Source organism: Rathayibacter festucae DSM 15932 (genome assembly GCF_004011135.1).
Classification (GTDB): Bacteria; Actinomycetota; Actinomycetes; order Actinomycetales; family Microbacteriaceae; genus Rathayibacter; species Rathayibacter festucae.
This window is the reverse complement of the sequence record NZ_CP028137.1, coordinates 426,006-441,041: the sequence shown is the minus strand read 5'-3', so window position 1 is coordinate 441,041 and position 15,036 is coordinate 426,006. Positions and strand designations below refer to the sequence as shown.

The window sequence follows — 15,036 nt, the reverse complement described above, 5'->3', positions numbered from 1 at the left end:
TTCCGGCTCGCGGCCCTCGACCCTTCGGGCGAGGGAGTCCGGGAGGCCCGCGCCGCGGAGGGCACATGTCCGGCCAGAGGCACTACCAGCTGCTCACGGCGCGCGCCCTCAGGGCGCGCGGTCGCACGGTCGCGCGGGCATGCTGATCGAGTAGCGCGCGGCGCGCGCGTATCGAGATCCACAGACGTCAGAACGTGAGTCTGCAGAACCGCCCTGCTGGGGACGGCGGTCTCGATACGCCGCTGCGCGGCTACTCGACCACAGGGGGTCGAGCGCGGCTGCCTCCAGCCATGCTGATCGAGTAGCCCTCGCGGAGGGCGTATCGAGATCCATCTGTTCCAGGACGACGGATCTCGCGACGATCGGCTACAGGACGTCGGTGCGGCCCGAGAGGCGGAGGGCGTCGACGACGCCCTTCACCTTCTGGGCGTTCTCCGTGGTGGTGACGAGGAGGGCGTCGGGGGTGTCGACGACGACGATGTCCTTCACGCCGATCAGCGCGATGGTGCGATTGCCGCCGCTGACCACGATGCCGGTGGCGGAGTCGGCCAGGACGCGGGCGTCCTCGCCGAGGATCGCCAGGTCGGAGCGCAGGCCGCTCGCGTGCAGCTTCGCGATCGACGCGAAGTCGCCGACGTCGTCCCAGGAGAAGTGGCCGGGGACGACGGCGAGCTTGCCCTCCGCGGCGGCCGGCTCGGCGACCGAGTAGTCGATCGCGATCTTCTCCAGGCCCGGCCAGATGCGGTCGACGACCGCGCCGCGCTCCGGGGTGTCCCACGCCTCCGCGAGCTCGAGCAGGCCGGCGAGCAGCTTCGGCTTCGAGCGACCGAGCTCCTCGAGCAGGCGGTCGGCGCGGGCGATGAACATGCCGGCGTTCCAGAGGTACTGACCGCTCTGCACGTAGGTGCGGGCGGTGTCGGCGTCGGGCTTCTCGACGAAGGAGTCGACGGCGAGCGTGTGCGCGGCGCCCTCGATGCCGAGGTGGTCGCCGGTGCGGATGTAGCCGAAGCCCACCGCCGGCTCGGTCGGCGTGATACCGATCGTCGCGATGAAGCCGGCGTCGGCGGCGACGACCGCCTCGGCCACCGCGTCGTGGAAGAGGTGCTGACCGCTGATCACGTGGTCGGCCGCGAACGAGCCGATGATCACGCCGGGCTCGCGGCGCTCGAGGATCGCGGCGGCGAGGCCGATCGCGGCGGAGGAGTCGCGCGGCTCGCTCTCGAGGACGACGTTGAGGTCCTCGAGGCTCTCGAGCTGCTGCTCCACCGCGGCGCGGTGCGCACGGCCGGTGACGACCATGATCCGGTCGGCACCCGAGATCGGGGCGAGGCGGTCCCAGGTGTCGCGGAGCAGGGTCTGGCCCGAGCCGGTGAGGTCGTGCAGGAACTTCGGGGCGTCGGCCCGGGAGAGCGGCCACAGCCTCGAGCCGATCCCGCCTGCCGGGATCACGCTGTAGAAGCGGTCGAGCGGGGCGCGGCCATCGGTCTCAGGTGATGTCATGTCCGCAGGATACAAGGGCGCCCGGACGTGTCCGTCCGTTCACCCGGGCGCGCTCCCGCGTTCACACGGCGCCCGTAGCGTCCGGAGGGTGAGAGTCGCGGTCGTCACGGAGAGCTTCCTCCCGTCGTTGAACGGTGTCACCACGAGCGTCCTCCGGGTCCTCGACGAGTTCGCGGCGCGCGGGATCGAGGCCCTCGTCGTCTGTCCTGCCGCGGGCGCGCCGGGGCACTACGCCGGCCACCGCGTCGTGGAGCACCCGGCGATCGCCTACCGCGACTTCCCCGTCGGCATCCCGACGCTGGCGCTCACCCGCGAGCTGGCCGCCTTCGAACCCGATGTCGTGCACGTCGCCTCGCCCTTCCTTCTGGGGGCGCGGGCCATCGCCTCGGCGAACCGGCTCGGGGTGCCCAGCGTCGCGATCTACCAGACCGACGTCCCGCGCTTCGCCGCCCGCTACGGGATCCGCGGTGCCCGGGCCCTGGCCTGGCGGGTGATCCGCCAGATCCACGCGGGCGCCGACCTGACGCTCGCCCCCTCGACCAGCGCGCTCGACGACCTCGCCGCGGCCGGCATCGAGCGCACCGCGCTCTGGGGGCGCGGCGTGCAGAGCGACCGCTTCCACCCGCGGATGCGCTCCTCCCCCTACGCCGCCGAGGTGCGGGCGCCGGTCGCCCCCGGCGACGCGCTCGTCGGCTACATCGGCCGCCTCTCCCCCGAGAAGCGCGTCGAGCGCCTGGCCTCCCTCTCCTCTCTTCCGGGCGCGGACCTGGTCGTCGGCGGCTACGGCCCCTCCTCCTCCCGTGTCGCGGCGGCGCTCGGCTCCTCGGCGCGGATGCTCGGACGGCTCGACGGGGAGCGACTGCCCGCGGTCTTCGCGGCCCTGGACGTCTTCGTGCACACCGGCACCGAGGAGACCTTCGGCCAGACCGTGCAGGAGGCGCAGGCCTCGGGCACGGCGGTCGTCGCCCCGCACGCCGGCGGCCCGACCGATCTGATCGAGCACGGCGTGGACGGGCTGCTCTACGCGCCGGAGAGCGACTCCGATCTGCGTCGGCAGGTCGAGCGGCTGCTGGACGATCCGGGGCTCCGCTCGAGGCTCGGCGAGGCGGGCCGGCGCCGCGTGCTGCACCGCACCTGGAGCGCGCTCACGGACGAGCTCCTCGCGCACTACGCGACGGTCGGCGCACCCGTGTCGATGGCCCGCGGCAGCTAAGGCTCGCCTAAGCCGCGGCGACCGGGCCCGGCGCTTAGAATCGTCGAGCGAGTGTTCTCGCCGCTCCTCCGCCCCGCCCGCGTCCTCGAGTCGCGGGTCCGGTCAGGCCGACGGAGCAGTCAACCAGGGAGGGTTGTTCGTGTCAGTTTCAGCTGCTCAAACCCTCGCACCCCGGAAGCAGGGGAAGATCCGCCGTCCGGCCGGAACCCTCTACCGCGGTCGCGAAGGCATGTGGTCGTGGGTGCTGCACCGGATCACCGGTGTCGCCATCTTCTTCTTCCTCCTCGTGCACGTCCTCGACACGGCCCTCATCGTCGTGAGCCCCGAGGCGTACAACGCGGTCATCGCCCAGTACAAGAACCCGATCATGGGCCTCGGCGAGACCGGCCTCGTGGCCGCGATCGCGTTCCACGCCATGAACGGCCTGCGCATCATCCTCGTCGACTTCTGGAGCTGGGCCACCCGGAACCAGCGCCTGCTCTTCTGGGTCGTCATCGGCCTGTGGGTCGTGCTGATGCTCGGCTTCGCGCCCCGCCACCTCATCAACGTCTTCAGCGAGGGAGGTGCCCATTGAGCACCGTCGCCGCACCGCGGACTCCGCACGTCCCGACCCGCTCCTCCGGCACCAACTGGGAGAAGTGGGGCTGGATCTACATGCGCGCCTCCGGCGTCGTGCTGATCGTCCTGATCTTCGGGCACCTGATCTTCAACCTGCTGCTCGGCGACGGCATCAAGGCCATCGACTTCGGCTTCGTCGGCGGCAAGCTCGCCAACCCGTTCTGGCAGTGGTGGGACGTCGCGATGCTCTGGCTCGCGCTCATCCACGGCGGCAACGGCATGCGCACGCTCGTGAACGACTATGCGACCTCGCCGCTGCTGGCCCGCGTCTTCAAGGGCGGCATCGTCGTCTCGGTCGTCGCGCTGATCGCGCTCGGCACCTACGTCGTCTTCGGCTTCAACCCCTGCCCCACCGGCGGGGACCCGAGCCTGCTGCCCTCCTTCTGCGCCGCCTAAGCGCCCGGTGCCGCGCGGTCCGTCCGCGCGGCACCGCCACGCCACCGGGAGCGCCCCTCCCCCACTCCCGCCCTTCCACCCCGTTCAACGGAGCAGTCACCCAGTGAGCACACCAGGCCACGTCCACAGCGGCGGCGCTGATCAGAGCGCCTTCACCCAGACCCTCGGCGCCGACGGCGTCCACTACCACCAGTTCGACGTGGTGATCGTGGGAGCCGGCGGAGCGGGCATGCGCGCCGCGATCGAGGCCGGGCCCAAGGCGAAGACCGCCGTCATCTCCAAGCTCTACCCGACGCGCTCGCACACCGGTGCGGCGCAGGGCGGCATGGCCGCCGCCCTCGCGAACGTCGAGGAGGACAGCTGGGAGTGGCACACATTCGACACCGTCAAGGGCGGCGACTACCTCGTCGACCAGGACGCGGCGGAGATCCTCGCGAAGGAGGCCATCGACGCGGTCATCGACCTCGAGAACATGGGCCTCCCGTTCAACCGCACCGAGGACGGCAAGATCGACCAGCGCCGGTTCGGCGGGCACACCCGAGACCACGGCAAGGCGCCCGTGCGCCGCGCCTGCTACGCGGCGGACCGCACCGGCCACATGATCCTGCAGACGCTGTTCCAGAACTGCGTCCGCCTGGGCATCAACTTCTTCAACGAGTTCTACGTCCTCGACCTCGTGATGACCGAGGTCGACGGCGTGAACAAGCCGTCGGGCGTCGTCGCCTACGAGCTGGCGACCGGCGAGCTGCACGTCTTCCAGGCGAAGGCGATCATCTTCGCCACCGGCGGCTTTGGCAAGATCTACAAGACGACGTCGAACGCGCACACCCTCACGGGCGACGGCGTCGGCATCATCTGGCGCAAGGGCCTCCCCCTCGAGGACATGGAGTTCTTCCAGTTCCACCCGACCGGCCTCGCCGGGCTCGGCATCCTCCTCACCGAGGGAGCGCGAGGAGAGGGTGCGATCCTCCGCAACGCCTCGGGCGAGCGCTTCATGGAGCGCTACGCCCCCACCATCAAGGACCTCGCGCCGCGCGACATCGTCGCCCGCTGCATGGTCCAGGAGGTGGCGGAGGGCCGCGGCGCCGGCCCGCACAAGGACTACGTGCTGCTGGACTGCACCCACCTCGGCGCCGAGGTGCTCGAGACGAAGCTCCCGGACATCACCGAGTTCGCCCGCACCTACCTGGGCGTCGACCCGGTCGTCGAGCCGGTGCCGGTCATGCCGACCGCGCACTACGCGATGGGCGGCATCCCGACGAACGTCAAGGCGGAGGTCCTCTCGGACAACACCACCGTCGTCCCCGGCCTCTACGCCGCCGGCGAGTGCGCCTGCGTCTCCGTGCACGGCTCGAACCGCCTCGGCACCAACTCGCTGCTCGACATCAACGTCTTCGGCAAGCGCAGCGGCAACAACGCCGCCGACTACTCGCAGACCGTCGACTTCACTCCCCTGCCCGAGAACCCCGCCGGCGCGATCCGCGACATGCTCGCCTCGCTCCGCGGCGCCACCGGCACCGAGCGGATCGCCTCGATCCGCAAGGAGCTGCAGGACGAGATGGACAAGAACGCCCAGGTGTTCCGCACCGACGAGTCGCTCGAGCAGGTCACCGGCACCATCCAGCGCCTGCGCGACCGGTTCCGCAACATCTCGGTGCAGGACAAGGGCAAGCGCTTCAACACCGATCTCCTGGAGGCGGTCGAGCTCGGCTTCCTCCTCGACCTCGCCGAGGTCGTCGTCTACTCCGCTCGGAACCGCAAGGAGAGCCGCGGCGGCCACATGCGCGACGACTTCCCCAAGCGCGACGACGAGAACTACATGCAGCACACGATGGCGTACCTCTCCGGTGACGCCCACTCCTCCGACGCGGGCGACCACATCCGCCTCGACTGGAAGCCCGTCGTGATCACCCGGTACCAGCCGATGGAGAGGAAGTACTAGTCGTGTCGTCCGCCACTCTCGAGCAGCCCCCCGCCGCCCCCGCGGCCCCGGAGGCGTTCACCGTCACGTTCATCATCCGCCGCTTCGACCCGGAGCAGGACACCGAGCCGCGCTGGCAGGACTTCGACGTCGAGATGTTCTCGACCGACCGCGTCCTCGACGCGCTGCACCGGATCAAGTGGGACCAGGACGGGTCGCTGACGTTCCGTCGCTCCTGCGCGCACGGCATCTGCGGCTCCGACGCGATGCGGATCAACGGCCGCAACCGCCTGGCCTGCAAGACGCTGATCAAGGACCTCGACATCTCGCAGCCGATCTACATCGAGGCGATCAAGGGCCTGCCCCTCGAGAAGGACCTCGTCGTGGACATGGAGCCGTTCTTCGCCTCCTACCGCGAGGTGCAGCCGTTCCTGATCGCGAACACCCCGCCGACCAAGGGCAAGGAGCGCGTGCAGTCGGTCGCCGACCGCGCCCGCTTCGACGACACCACCAAGTGCATCCTCTGCGCCGCGTGCACGTCGTCCTGCCCCGTGTTCTGGACGGACGGGCAGTACTTCGGCCCCGCCGCGATCGTGAACGCGCACCGCTTCATCTTCGACTCGCGCGACGACGCGGGCGGAGCCCGACTGGACATTCTCAACGACAAGGAGGGCGTCTGGCGCTGCCGCACGACCTTCAACTGCACCGAGGCCTGCCCCCGCGGCATCCAGATCACCCAGGCGATCGCCGAGGTGAAGCAGGCCGTCATCCGCGGCCGCGCCTGACGCTTCCTCCCCAGTTCGGCCCGTCGTGATCCTCGGATCCGGCGGGCCGTTCGTCGTCCCCGGGCCCGGCGAGGCACCTCCGGCATGTGGAAGCAGCTCCGGCACGCCCGAATCCTGCCGATCGACGAGCCCGACTCGGAATCGCGAGCCGAGCATGCCCCGCGCCACCTCCGGCACGCGGAAACAGCTCCGGCACGTTGAAACCCGTCGAATCGACGAGCCCGACCCGGAATCACGAGCCGAACATCGCCCGCGCCACCTCCGGCACGCGGAAACGGCTCCGGCACGCCCGACGACGGCGGATCGACGAGCCGGACCCCGAATCGGGAGCCCGACGCACCCGGCGCCGACCCTCGGTCGTCTCCTCCACAGTCGGCGGTGAGCACGAGCTCTCCACCGAACGGGCGATCAGGTCCGCACGGATCGCCGTCCGACGGCAGAGTCGGCGCATGCAGTACGGAGTGCACCACATCGGCTACCTTCACGCGGTCGGCGTCGACGCCACGGCCGCCGTGCGATCGGGGGCGCTGCGCCGCATCAGACGCGGCTGGTACGCGTCGCCGCACGCGTCGGCGGAGGAGCTGCGCGCGGCGGAGGCCTGCGGGTCGCTGTCCTGCATCTCGCTGCTGGCGGAGGCGGGCGCCTTCCGTCCGCCCGACACCCGACTCCACCTCGCCATCACCTCCAGCTCGCGCCCTCGTCCGCGAGAACTCGGCGACGACGTGGTCACGCACTGGAGTCGCCGTGCACGGCCGGCGGAGTACCGCTCCATCCGGACGACGCGCATCGAGGCGCTGACCCAGGTCTTCCTCTGCCAGCCTCTCGAGCTCGCCGTCGCCGTCGCCGATTCGTGCCTGCGCCTGCGTCTCGTCGGGGCCGATGCTCTCGCCCAAGCGCTGGCGGCGCTGCCCCGTCGCTTCGCCGTCGTCGCGGAGCTGGTCGACGCCCGTTCGGAGTCCGGGACGGAGTCCGTCACTCGGGTCCGCCTGCATCTGCTCGGCATCAGGTCCGACATCCAGGTCGAGATCGACGGCGTCGGCAGGGTCGACCTGGTGATCGACGGGTGGCTGCTCCTCGAGATCGACGGTCGCGCCTGGCACGACGACCCCCACGCCTTCCAGCGAGACCGGGATCGCGACCGCGCGGCAGCCGAGCGCGGGTACACGACGCTCCGCTTCACCTACGCGGACGTGATGCATCACTGGCCGCGCACCCGCGACAGCATCCTCGCGGTCCGCGCGCGCGGCCCGCTCCGCTGAGTCCCGCCCGTCCGACGCGAGGATGCCTCCCTTGACAGCCAGAGGCGCACCGTTCGAGGCAGGCGAGGTCGTCGGGCGACCACCGGACGTCGGTGCCGACGCTCCGGCACGCGGAACAGGTTCCGGCACGCAGGAGGGACGCGATTCCACGAGCCGGAGATGATTCCGCGAGCCGGAGGTTGTGGTGCGTCCGCCTGGCACGCGGAACGCGCTCCGGCACGCCGGAAGCCCGTACACCCGCGAGCCGAAGGTCATTCCGCGAGCCGGAGATTAGGACGGACTCACCCCGGCACACACGGAACAGGCTCCGGCGAGACGAAGGGAGGTGTTTCTGCGAGCCGGAGGTCCCGCGGCTGAGGTCGGGCACGCGGAAACAACTCCGGCACGCCGGAAGTCCGCGAATCCACGAGCCGGAGAGCGTTCCGCGAGCCGAGGGTCGGGGCGGGAGCATTCGAGCGCGCCGAAAGTGCTCGGGCACCTCGGAATCGGCCGGAGCGACGAGCCGGAGGTGATTCTGCGAGCCGGAGGTGATTCTGCAAGCCGGAGGTCCCGCGGCCGAGCTTCGGCACGCGGAAACAGCTCCGGCACGCAGGGAGTCCGCGATTCCACGAGCCGGGGATCGTTCCGCGAGCCGGACGTGACGGCGTCGGCGTCTCGGCACGCGAGACGAGCTTCGGCTCGTCAGAAGCGCGCAGGACGACGAGCCGGAGGCGATTCCGAGAGCCGGAGGTCGGGCCGCCGGGGTCCGGCACGCGGAAACTGCTCCGGCACGTCGGATGCGCGGCATTCCACGAGCCGGAGGCGATTCCGAGAGCCGGAGGTCGGGCCGCCGGGGTCCGGCACGCGGAAACAGCTCCGGCACGTCGGATGTGCGGCAGCCCACGAGCCGGAGGCGATCCCGCGAGCCGGAGGTCGCACCGCCGAGGGCGGCGGAGGCCTGCGTCTCGGAGCCGCGCCCGGCGCCTCTACGCTGGAGGGCATGACGGAGGCGGCGACCGAGGCACCGCGCGGCATCCCGGCGCTGTTCGAGCGGATCATGCGGACGAGGCCGGTGCGGGTGATGCTGCACTACTCCGAGAGCGGCGGGCCGCTGTTCGCGTCGGGGCTCGCCTTCCAGGCGCTGTTCGCGATCTTCGCGGCGCTGTTCGTGTTCTTCGCTGTCTTCGGCTTCGTCCTGCGCGACAACGCGGCGCTGCGCGACTCGCTGCTGCAGCTGCTCACCAGCTCGGTGCCCGGGCTGATCGGCGACAGGAACGCGCTGGTGTCCATCGACACGCTGCTCGACTCCACGATCCTCGGCTGGACCGGAGTGATCGCCGCGGCGGGTCTGCTCTGGACGGCGCTCAACTTCCTCGGCAGCCTCCGGCAGGCGGTGCGGATCCTGTTCTCCCTGCCCGGTCCGACCGTCCTGTTCGTCCTGCTCAAGCTCAAGGACGCGGGGCTCGCGCTCGTCTTCGGCGCCGTGCTGATCGTCTCGGCGGCGCTCTCGGTCTTCTCGACCTCGTTCGTCGACGTCGCGTTCGACGTCCTCGGGATCGGCAGCGACTCGACCCTCGGCCGGGTCACCGGCACCGTCGTCGGCCTGCTGATCATGCTCGCGCTCGACACCGCGACGCTCGCCGGCTCGTTCCGGATCCTCAGCGGCATCCCGATCCCGTGGAAGAACCTCTGGGTCGGCGCGCTGATGGGCGGGATCGCGCTCGGCGCACTCAAGGTCCTCGGAACCCAGCTCCTCGGCGGCGCCTCGCGCAACCCGCTGCTCGCCTCCTTCGCCGTACTGATCGGTCTGCTGATCTGGTTCAACCTGGTCTGCCAGGTGATCCTGATCGTCGCCTCCTGGATCTCGGTGGGCATGAGCGACGCCGGCATCTCGGCGCGCAAGCGCACGCCGGACGAGATCGAGCGCGAGCGCGAGGAGCAGCTGCGCCTCGCCCGCCGCACCCTCGCCGAGGCGGAGCGCGAGCGCCTCCGCGCCGCCCTGCCGGACGCCTCACTGCTCAAGCGCCGGCGCCTGGAGAAGCAGCTCTCGCGCCTCGAGGACGAGCTGGCCGACGCGGCCGCCTGACTCCGCGACAGTCGCTCTTCTCGACAGTCGCTCTCCTCGACAGTCGCTCTCCTCGACAGTCGCTCTCCTCGACACCGATGCGGCCGACGGAGCCCCGGCGCGGGACGACGTCTGTCGAACATGTCCGTTTCTGTTGACATCGGACACGAACGGGTCTAAAAAGATGTAAACGCAGATCCGAGGTCGACACCGACACCGCGGACGAGGCGTAGCATCTCGCGAGACGACGGAGTCCACATGTACGCACCGGAGCGGCACCAGGCGATCCTGGACCGCGCCCGCACCGACGGGCGGGTCGAGGTCCGCGACCTCGCGCAGTCCCTCGCGGTCACGCCCGAGACGATCCGGCGGGACCTCACCAGCTTGGAGAAGCGCGGCCTGCTGCGCCGGGCTCACGGCGGGGCCATCCCCGTCGAGCGCCTGGGCATCGAGCCCGAGGTCGCCGCCCGCGAGGGCCACCTCGCCGCGGAGAAGGACCGCATCGCCACCGCCGCGCTGGCCGAGGTCCCCGACGGCGGCTCGATCGCCATCGACGCCGGGACCACCACGGTCCGCCTCGCGGAGCTGCTCCCCCTGGACCGCCGGCTGACGGTCGTCACCCATTCCCTCCCTGTCGCGGTGGCGCTCGTCGGCCGGCCCAACATCGACCTGCACCTGCTCGGCGGGCACCTGCGCGGCGTCACGCAGGCCGCCGTCGGGCCGTGGGTCGCCCAGGTGATCCCCACCGTCTCGGTGGACGTCGCCTTCATCGGCACGAACGGCATCAGCCGGGAGCGGGGGCTCACCACCCCCGACCTCGACGAGGCCGTCGTCAAGTCCGCGCTCATCGCCGCCGCGCGCCGGGTCGTCGTCCTCGCCGACCACTCCAAGTTCGGCCGCCAGGACTTCGGGCACGTCGCCCCGCTGTCCGCGATCGACACCGTCATCACCGATCGAGGAGTCGACGACGAGCTCGCCGACGACATCGAATCGGCCGGCCCGGAGGTCGTCCGCGCATGATCGTCACCGTCACCGCCAACCCCAGCATCGACGTCACCCTGTCGACGAGCGGCTTCGCCGTCGGCGAGGTCAACCGCGCCCACGGCGTGCGCCGCGACCCGGCCGGCAAGGGCGTCAACGTCGCCAGGGCCCTCGCCCGCAACGGCGTCGAGGCCACGGCGATCTACCCGGCCGACGCCTCCACGGGCCTGGACCTGCGCACCATGCTCGAGGCGGCCGGAGTCGCCTCGGCGAGTGCGCCCATCGCGCAGCCGATCCGCACCAACATCACCGTCGTCGACGACGCGACCGGGCGCACCACCAAGATCAACGAGCCCGGCCCGGCCGTCACGCCCGAGGAGGCGAAGGCGCTCTCGGACCTGATCTGCGACCACGTCGTCTCCGCCCCGCGCTGGCTCGTCGCCTGCGGCAGCGTCCCGCCCGGACTCGGCGACGACTTCTACCCGGCGCTCGGCCGCCTCGCCACCCACTTCGGCGTCCCCCTCGCCGTCGACACCTCCGGAGCACCGCTGACCGCGATCATCGCGGCCGGCACCGCGACGCTGGTGAAGCCCAACCTCGAGGAGCTCGAGGAGCTCCTCGGCCGCTCCCTCGCGACCGTCGGCGACGTCGTCGACGGAGCCCGCACACTCCTCCGCCTCCCGGACGCGCGAGCGCTCGTGAGCCTCGGAGAGCACGGCGCCCTCCTCGTCACGGCGGACTCGTCGTGGTGGGCGGGCGCACCCCCCGTCGTGCCCCTCAGCACCGTCGGCGCCGGCGACAGCACCCTCGCGGGCTACCTGTCGGCGACCGACGCCTCGGAGGCGGACCGTCTGCGGACGGCCGTCGCCTGGGGCACCGCCGCCGTCACCCTCCCGGGCAGTGAAGCCCCGGGTCCCGACTCCCTCCGCCTCGACGACGTCTCCGTCGTCGAGAACCCCGACCCCACCCTCCCGATTGGAGAACTGAGCGCATGACTGCTCTCACCGAGGCGTCGACGGTCATCGTCGACCTCACCGCCGCCACGAAGGACGACGCCACCGCGCAGCTCGCGAAGACGCTCGCCGACGCCGGCCGCGTCACCGACCTCGACGGCTTCCTCGCCGACGTCCGCGACCGCGAGTCGCAGATGGCCACCGGCATGCCCGGCGGCATCGGGATCCCCCACGCCCGCTCCTCGCACGTCGTCTCGCCCAGCGTCGCCGTCGGCATCGCCAAGTCCGGCGTCGACTTCGGCGCCCCGGACGGCCCCGCGGACCTGATCTTCCTCATCGCCGCCCCCGACGGCGCCGACCAGGCCCACCTCAAGATCCTCGCCCAGCTCGCCCGCAAGCTGATCCACGAGTCCTTCACCGGATCCCTCCGCGCCGCGTCCAGCGGCCAGGAAGTCGCGGACATCATCGCCCGAGAGGTCGTCGTCTCGTGAAGATCGTCGCCGTCACCAGCTGCATCGCCGGCATCGCGCACACCTACATGGCGGCCGAGGCCCTCGAGCAGGCCGCCAAGAAGAAGGGCTACCAGATCCAGGTCGAGACCCAGGGCGCGGCCGGCTCCGACCCGATGTCCGACCAGACGATCGCCGACGCCGACGTCGTGATCCTCGCCGCCGACCTCGAGGTGCGCGGCAAGGACCGCTTCGCCGGCAAGCCGACCCTCGAGGTCGGCACCTCGGAGGCGCTCGCCAAGGCCGCGGACGTCATCGACCGCGCCGCCGCGAAGGTCCAGGACGCTCCCGCCGCCGCCTCGACGGGCGCCCCGCGCTTCGTCGCGGTGACGAGCTGCATCGCCGGCATCGCGCACACCTACATGGCCGCCGAGGCGCTCGAGCAGGCCGCGAAGAAGCGCGGCTACCCGATCCACGTCGAGACCCAGGGCGCCGCCGGCTCGGACGAGATGACCGCGGGCGACATCGCCGCCGCGGACGTCGTCATCCTCGCCGCCGACCTCGAGATCCGCGGCAAGGACCGCTTCGCCGGCAAGCCGATCCTCCAGGTCGGCGTCGCCGAGGCGCTGTCGAAGCCGGACGAGGTGCTCGACCGGGCGCTCGCCCTGCGCGGCACTGGCACGGCTCCGTCCGCCGCCCGCTCGACTCCGGCCGCGGCGCCCGCCGCCCCGAAGAAGGTCGGCGTCGGCACGCGCATCCGCCAGAACCTGATGACCGGCGTCTCGTACATGATCCCGTTCGTCGCGGCGGGCGGTCTGCTGATCGCACTGTCGTTCCTCTTCGGCGGCTACCAGATCGTCAGCTACACGCCGCAGCAGATCATCGACAACGGCTTCAACATCGCGAACATCACCGACTGGGCCGGAGTGATGTTCCTGATCGGCGGCGCGACCTTCGCGTTCCTGGTGCCGGTGCTGTCGGGCTTCATCGCCTTCGGCATCGCGGACCGCCCCGGCATCGCGCCCGGCTTCCTCGGCGGCGCCGTGGCGGTCACCGTCGGCGCCGGCTTCCTCGGCGGCCTCGCGTCCGGCTTCATCGCCGGCTACGCGGCGCTCTACATCTCGCGGATCAAGCTGCCGGCGGCCTTCAAGTCGCTGATGCCGGTGGTCATCATCCCGCTGATCGCGACCTTCATCACGGGCTTCCTGATGTTCGTCGTCCTCGGCGCCCCGCTGCGCGCGCTGAGCGAGGGACTGTCGGCCTGGCTCTCGGGCCTCACCGGCGGCAACCTGATCATCCTCGGGATCATCCTGGGCCTGATGATGGCGTTCGACATGGGCGGCCCGGTCAACAAGGTGGCCTACGCCTTCGCGACCACGGGGCTCGCCTCGGTCCCCGCGGACGGCGACCCGAACTCGGTGCAGTTCAAGGTGATGGCGATCGTGATGGCGGCCGGCATGACGCCGCCGCTGGGCCTCGCCCTCGCCACGTCGCTCCGCAAGCGCCTGTTCACCGACGCCGAGCGCCAGAACGGCAAGGCGGCCTACCTGCTGGGCGCCTCGTTCATCTCCGAGGGAGCGATCCCGTTCGCCGCGGTCGACCCGCTGCGCGTGATCCCCTCCGCCATGATCGGCTCGGCCGTCACCGGCGCGCTCGTCGCGCTCTTCGGCTCCACGCTGCGCGCGCCGCACGGCGGCGTCTGGGTGACCGGACTGGTGGGGCAGCCGCTGCTCTACCTGGTCGCGATCCTCGTCGGCATGGTGGTCACGGCGGTCTGCGTGATCATCGCGAAGAGCATCAAGCGGGCTCCGATCGTCGCCGAGGTCCCGGAGCCGGCCACGGCCCGCCCCGTCGCCGTCTGATCCGCACCGACCGACCGTCCTGAGCGGTCCCGCCGGCGGTCCCGACTCCGCGTCGCCCCTCTCCTCCGAGGGGGCGGCGCGGGGCGGGGCCGCCGGCTTCTGCATGCCCCGGGGCGCGCCGGTCCGCCGCGCCGGTCCGCCGCGCCGGTCCGCCGCTCCCCCGTGCGCCGCGCGCTGTCGGCGGTGCTCCGTAGACTGCTCCGGTGACTCGAAAGCCGCTCCGCATCGCCTCCGTCAACGTCAACGGCGTCCGCGCCGCCTTCCGCAAGGGCATGGGCGACTGGCTCGCCGCCCGCGACGTCGACATCCTCGCCCTGCAGGAGGTCCGCGCCTCCACGGACGACCTCACCGGCCTGCTCGGCGACGAGTGGGACGTGCTGCACGACGAGGCGACCGCCAAGGGCCGCGCCGGAGTCGCGCTCGCCTCCCGCAAGCGCGCGACGATCCACCGGGTCGCGCTCGGCGCCGACGACTTCGACTCCGCGGGCCGCTGGCTCGAGGCCGACTACGAGGTCGGCGACCGCACCGTGACCGTCGTCTCCACCTACGTGCACTCGGGCGGCGTCGGCACGCCGAAGCAGGACGAGAAGATGCGCTTCCTCGACGCCATGATCGAGCGCCTCCCCCAGCTGCAGGCCCACAACTCGCTCGCCGTGGTGATGGGCGACCTCAACGTCGGCCACCGCACCCTCGACATCAAGAACTGGAAGGGCAACGTCAAGAAGGCCGGCTTCCTCCCCGAGGAGCGCGCCTACTTCGACCGCTTCGTCGGCGCCGAGGGCGAGGAGGGCTACAACGCCGGAGCGGGGATGGGCTGGGTCGACCTCGGCCGCCGCTTCGCCGGCGAGGTGCCCGGGCCCTACACCTGGTGGTCGCAGCGCGGTCAGGCGTTCGACACCGACACCGGCTGGCGGATCGACTACCAGCTCGCGACGCCGGAGCTCGCCGCCCTGGCCCGCAGCTACGAGATCGACCGCGCCAGCGCGTGGGACACCCGCTGGTCCGACCACGCGCCCGTCGTCGTCGACTACGAGCTCTGACCCCCTTCTCCCCCG

Annotated in this window: 13 protein-coding genes; 12 read left to right on the top strand and 1 reads right to left on the bottom strand. The window is 71.5% G+C overall.

The genetic code is table 11. The features are described from left to right. Window positions 1-366 precede the first annotated feature (366 nt). Window positions 367-1,500 (bottom strand): mannose-1-phosphate guanylyltransferase, encoded by a 1,134-nt coding sequence (locus tag C1I64_RS02170; RefSeq protein ID WP_123445289.1) that lies wholly within the window; start codon window positions 1,498-1,500, stop codon window positions 367-369. An 88-nt stretch (window positions 1,501-1,588) separates the two neighbouring features. Here C1I64_RS02170 and C1I64_RS02165 point away from each other — a divergent pair, with 88 nt between their 5' ends. The 12 genes from C1I64_RS02165 to C1I64_RS02105 all read left to right on the top strand — a co-directional run bounded on the left by C1I64_RS02165 (window position 1,589) and on the right by C1I64_RS02105 (window position 15,021). Further along, window positions 1,589-2,713, top strand: a complete 1,125-nt coding sequence (locus C1I64_RS02165) for a glycosyltransferase family 4 protein (protein WP_123445288.1) — start codon at window positions 1,589-1,591, stop codon at window positions 2,711-2,713. Window positions 2,714-2,852: 139 nt separating this feature from the next. Next, entirely contained in the window at window positions 2,853-3,287 is a 435-nt protein-coding gene (gene sdhC, locus C1I64_RS02160) for a succinate dehydrogenase, cytochrome b556 subunit (RefSeq protein ID WP_127886061.1), read from the top strand. Further along, on the top strand, window positions 3,284-3,727 hold the full coding sequence (locus C1I64_RS02155) for a succinate dehydrogenase hydrophobic membrane anchor subunit (RefSeq protein ID WP_123702562.1): 444 nt from the start codon (window positions 3,284-3,286) through the stop codon (window positions 3,725-3,727). The genes sdhC and C1I64_RS02155 overlap by 4 nt, the downstream gene beginning before the upstream one ends. A 199-nt stretch (window positions 3,728-3,926) precedes the next feature. Beyond that, window positions 3,927-5,669 (top strand): succinate dehydrogenase flavoprotein subunit, encoded by a 1,743-nt coding sequence (gene sdhA / locus C1I64_RS02150; RefSeq protein ID WP_243587270.1) that lies wholly within the window; start codon window positions 3,927-3,929, stop codon window positions 5,667-5,669. Window positions 5,670-5,671: 2 nt separating this feature from the next. Continuing rightward, window positions 5,672-6,433: a succinate dehydrogenase iron-sulfur subunit gene (locus tag C1I64_RS02145; RefSeq protein WP_123445284.1), complete on the top strand. Its 762-nt coding sequence runs from the start codon at window positions 5,672-5,674 to the stop codon at window positions 6,431-6,433. A gap of 449 nt (window positions 6,434-6,882) precedes the next feature. Further along, entirely contained in the window at window positions 6,883-7,692 is an 810-nt protein-coding gene (locus C1I64_RS02140) for a DUF559 domain-containing protein (RefSeq protein ID WP_127886060.1), read from the top strand. A gap of 979 nt (window positions 7,693-8,671) precedes the next feature. Continuing rightward, entirely contained in the window at window positions 8,672-9,757 is a 1,086-nt protein-coding gene (locus C1I64_RS02135; protein ID WP_127886059.1) for a YihY/virulence factor BrkB family protein, read from the top strand. Between the two features lie 237 nt (window positions 9,758-9,994). Next, window positions 9,995-10,756 (top strand): DeoR/GlpR family DNA-binding transcription regulator, encoded by a 762-nt coding sequence (locus C1I64_RS02130; protein WP_127886058.1) that lies wholly within the window; start codon window positions 9,995-9,997, stop codon window positions 10,754-10,756. Beyond that, entirely contained in the window at window positions 10,753-11,712 is a 960-nt protein-coding gene (locus C1I64_RS02125; protein WP_127886057.1) for a 1-phosphofructokinase family hexose kinase, read from the top strand. The genes C1I64_RS02130 and C1I64_RS02125 overlap by 4 nt, the downstream gene beginning before the upstream one ends. Next, window positions 11,709-12,161, top strand: coding sequence for a PTS sugar transporter subunit IIA (locus tag C1I64_RS02120; RefSeq protein WP_123733891.1), 453 nt, complete (start codon window positions 11,709-11,711; stop codon window positions 12,159-12,161). Before C1I64_RS02125 ends, C1I64_RS02120 begins: the two co-directional genes overlap by 4 nt. Beyond that, window positions 12,158-13,981, top strand: coding sequence for a PTS fructose-like transporter subunit IIB (locus tag C1I64_RS02110; RefSeq protein WP_208645075.1), 1,824 nt, complete (start codon window positions 12,158-12,160; stop codon window positions 13,979-13,981). The genes C1I64_RS02120 and C1I64_RS02110 overlap by 4 nt, the downstream gene beginning before the upstream one ends. A gap of 272 nt (window positions 13,982-14,253) precedes the next feature. Beyond that, on the top strand, window positions 14,254-15,021 hold the full coding sequence (locus C1I64_RS02105) for an exodeoxyribonuclease III (RefSeq protein ID WP_244209559.1): 768 nt from the start codon (window positions 14,254-14,256) through the stop codon (window positions 15,019-15,021). Window positions 15,022-15,036: the final 15 nt, after the last annotated feature.

Bases quoted from the DNA above. Each gene is read 5' to 3' on its own strand.
- C1I64_RS02170 (WP_123445289.1), bottom strand. From the start codon at position 1,500: ATGACATCACCTGAGACCGATGGCCGCGCCCCGCTCGACCGCTTCTAC.
- C1I64_RS02140 (WP_127886060.1), top strand. From the start codon at position 6,883: ATGCAGTACGGAGTGCACCACATCGGCTACCTTCACGCGGTCGGCGTC.
- C1I64_RS02135 (WP_127886059.1), top strand. From the start codon at position 8,672: ATGACGGAGGCGGCGACCGAGGCACCGCGCGGCATCCCGGCGCTGTTC.
- C1I64_RS02130 (WP_127886058.1), top strand. From the start codon at position 9,995: ATGTACGCACCGGAGCGGCACCAGGCGATCCTGGACCGCGCCCGCACC.
- C1I64_RS02125 (WP_127886057.1), top strand. From the start codon at position 10,753: ATGATCGTCACCGTCACCGCCAACCCCAGCATCGACGTCACCCTGTCG.
- C1I64_RS02120 (WP_123733891.1), top strand. From the start codon at position 11,709: ATGACTGCTCTCACCGAGGCGTCGACGGTCATCGTCGACCTCACCGCC.
- C1I64_RS02105 (WP_244209559.1), top strand. From the start codon at position 14,254: ATGGGCGACTGGCTCGCCGCCCGCGACGTCGACATCCTCGCCCTGCAG.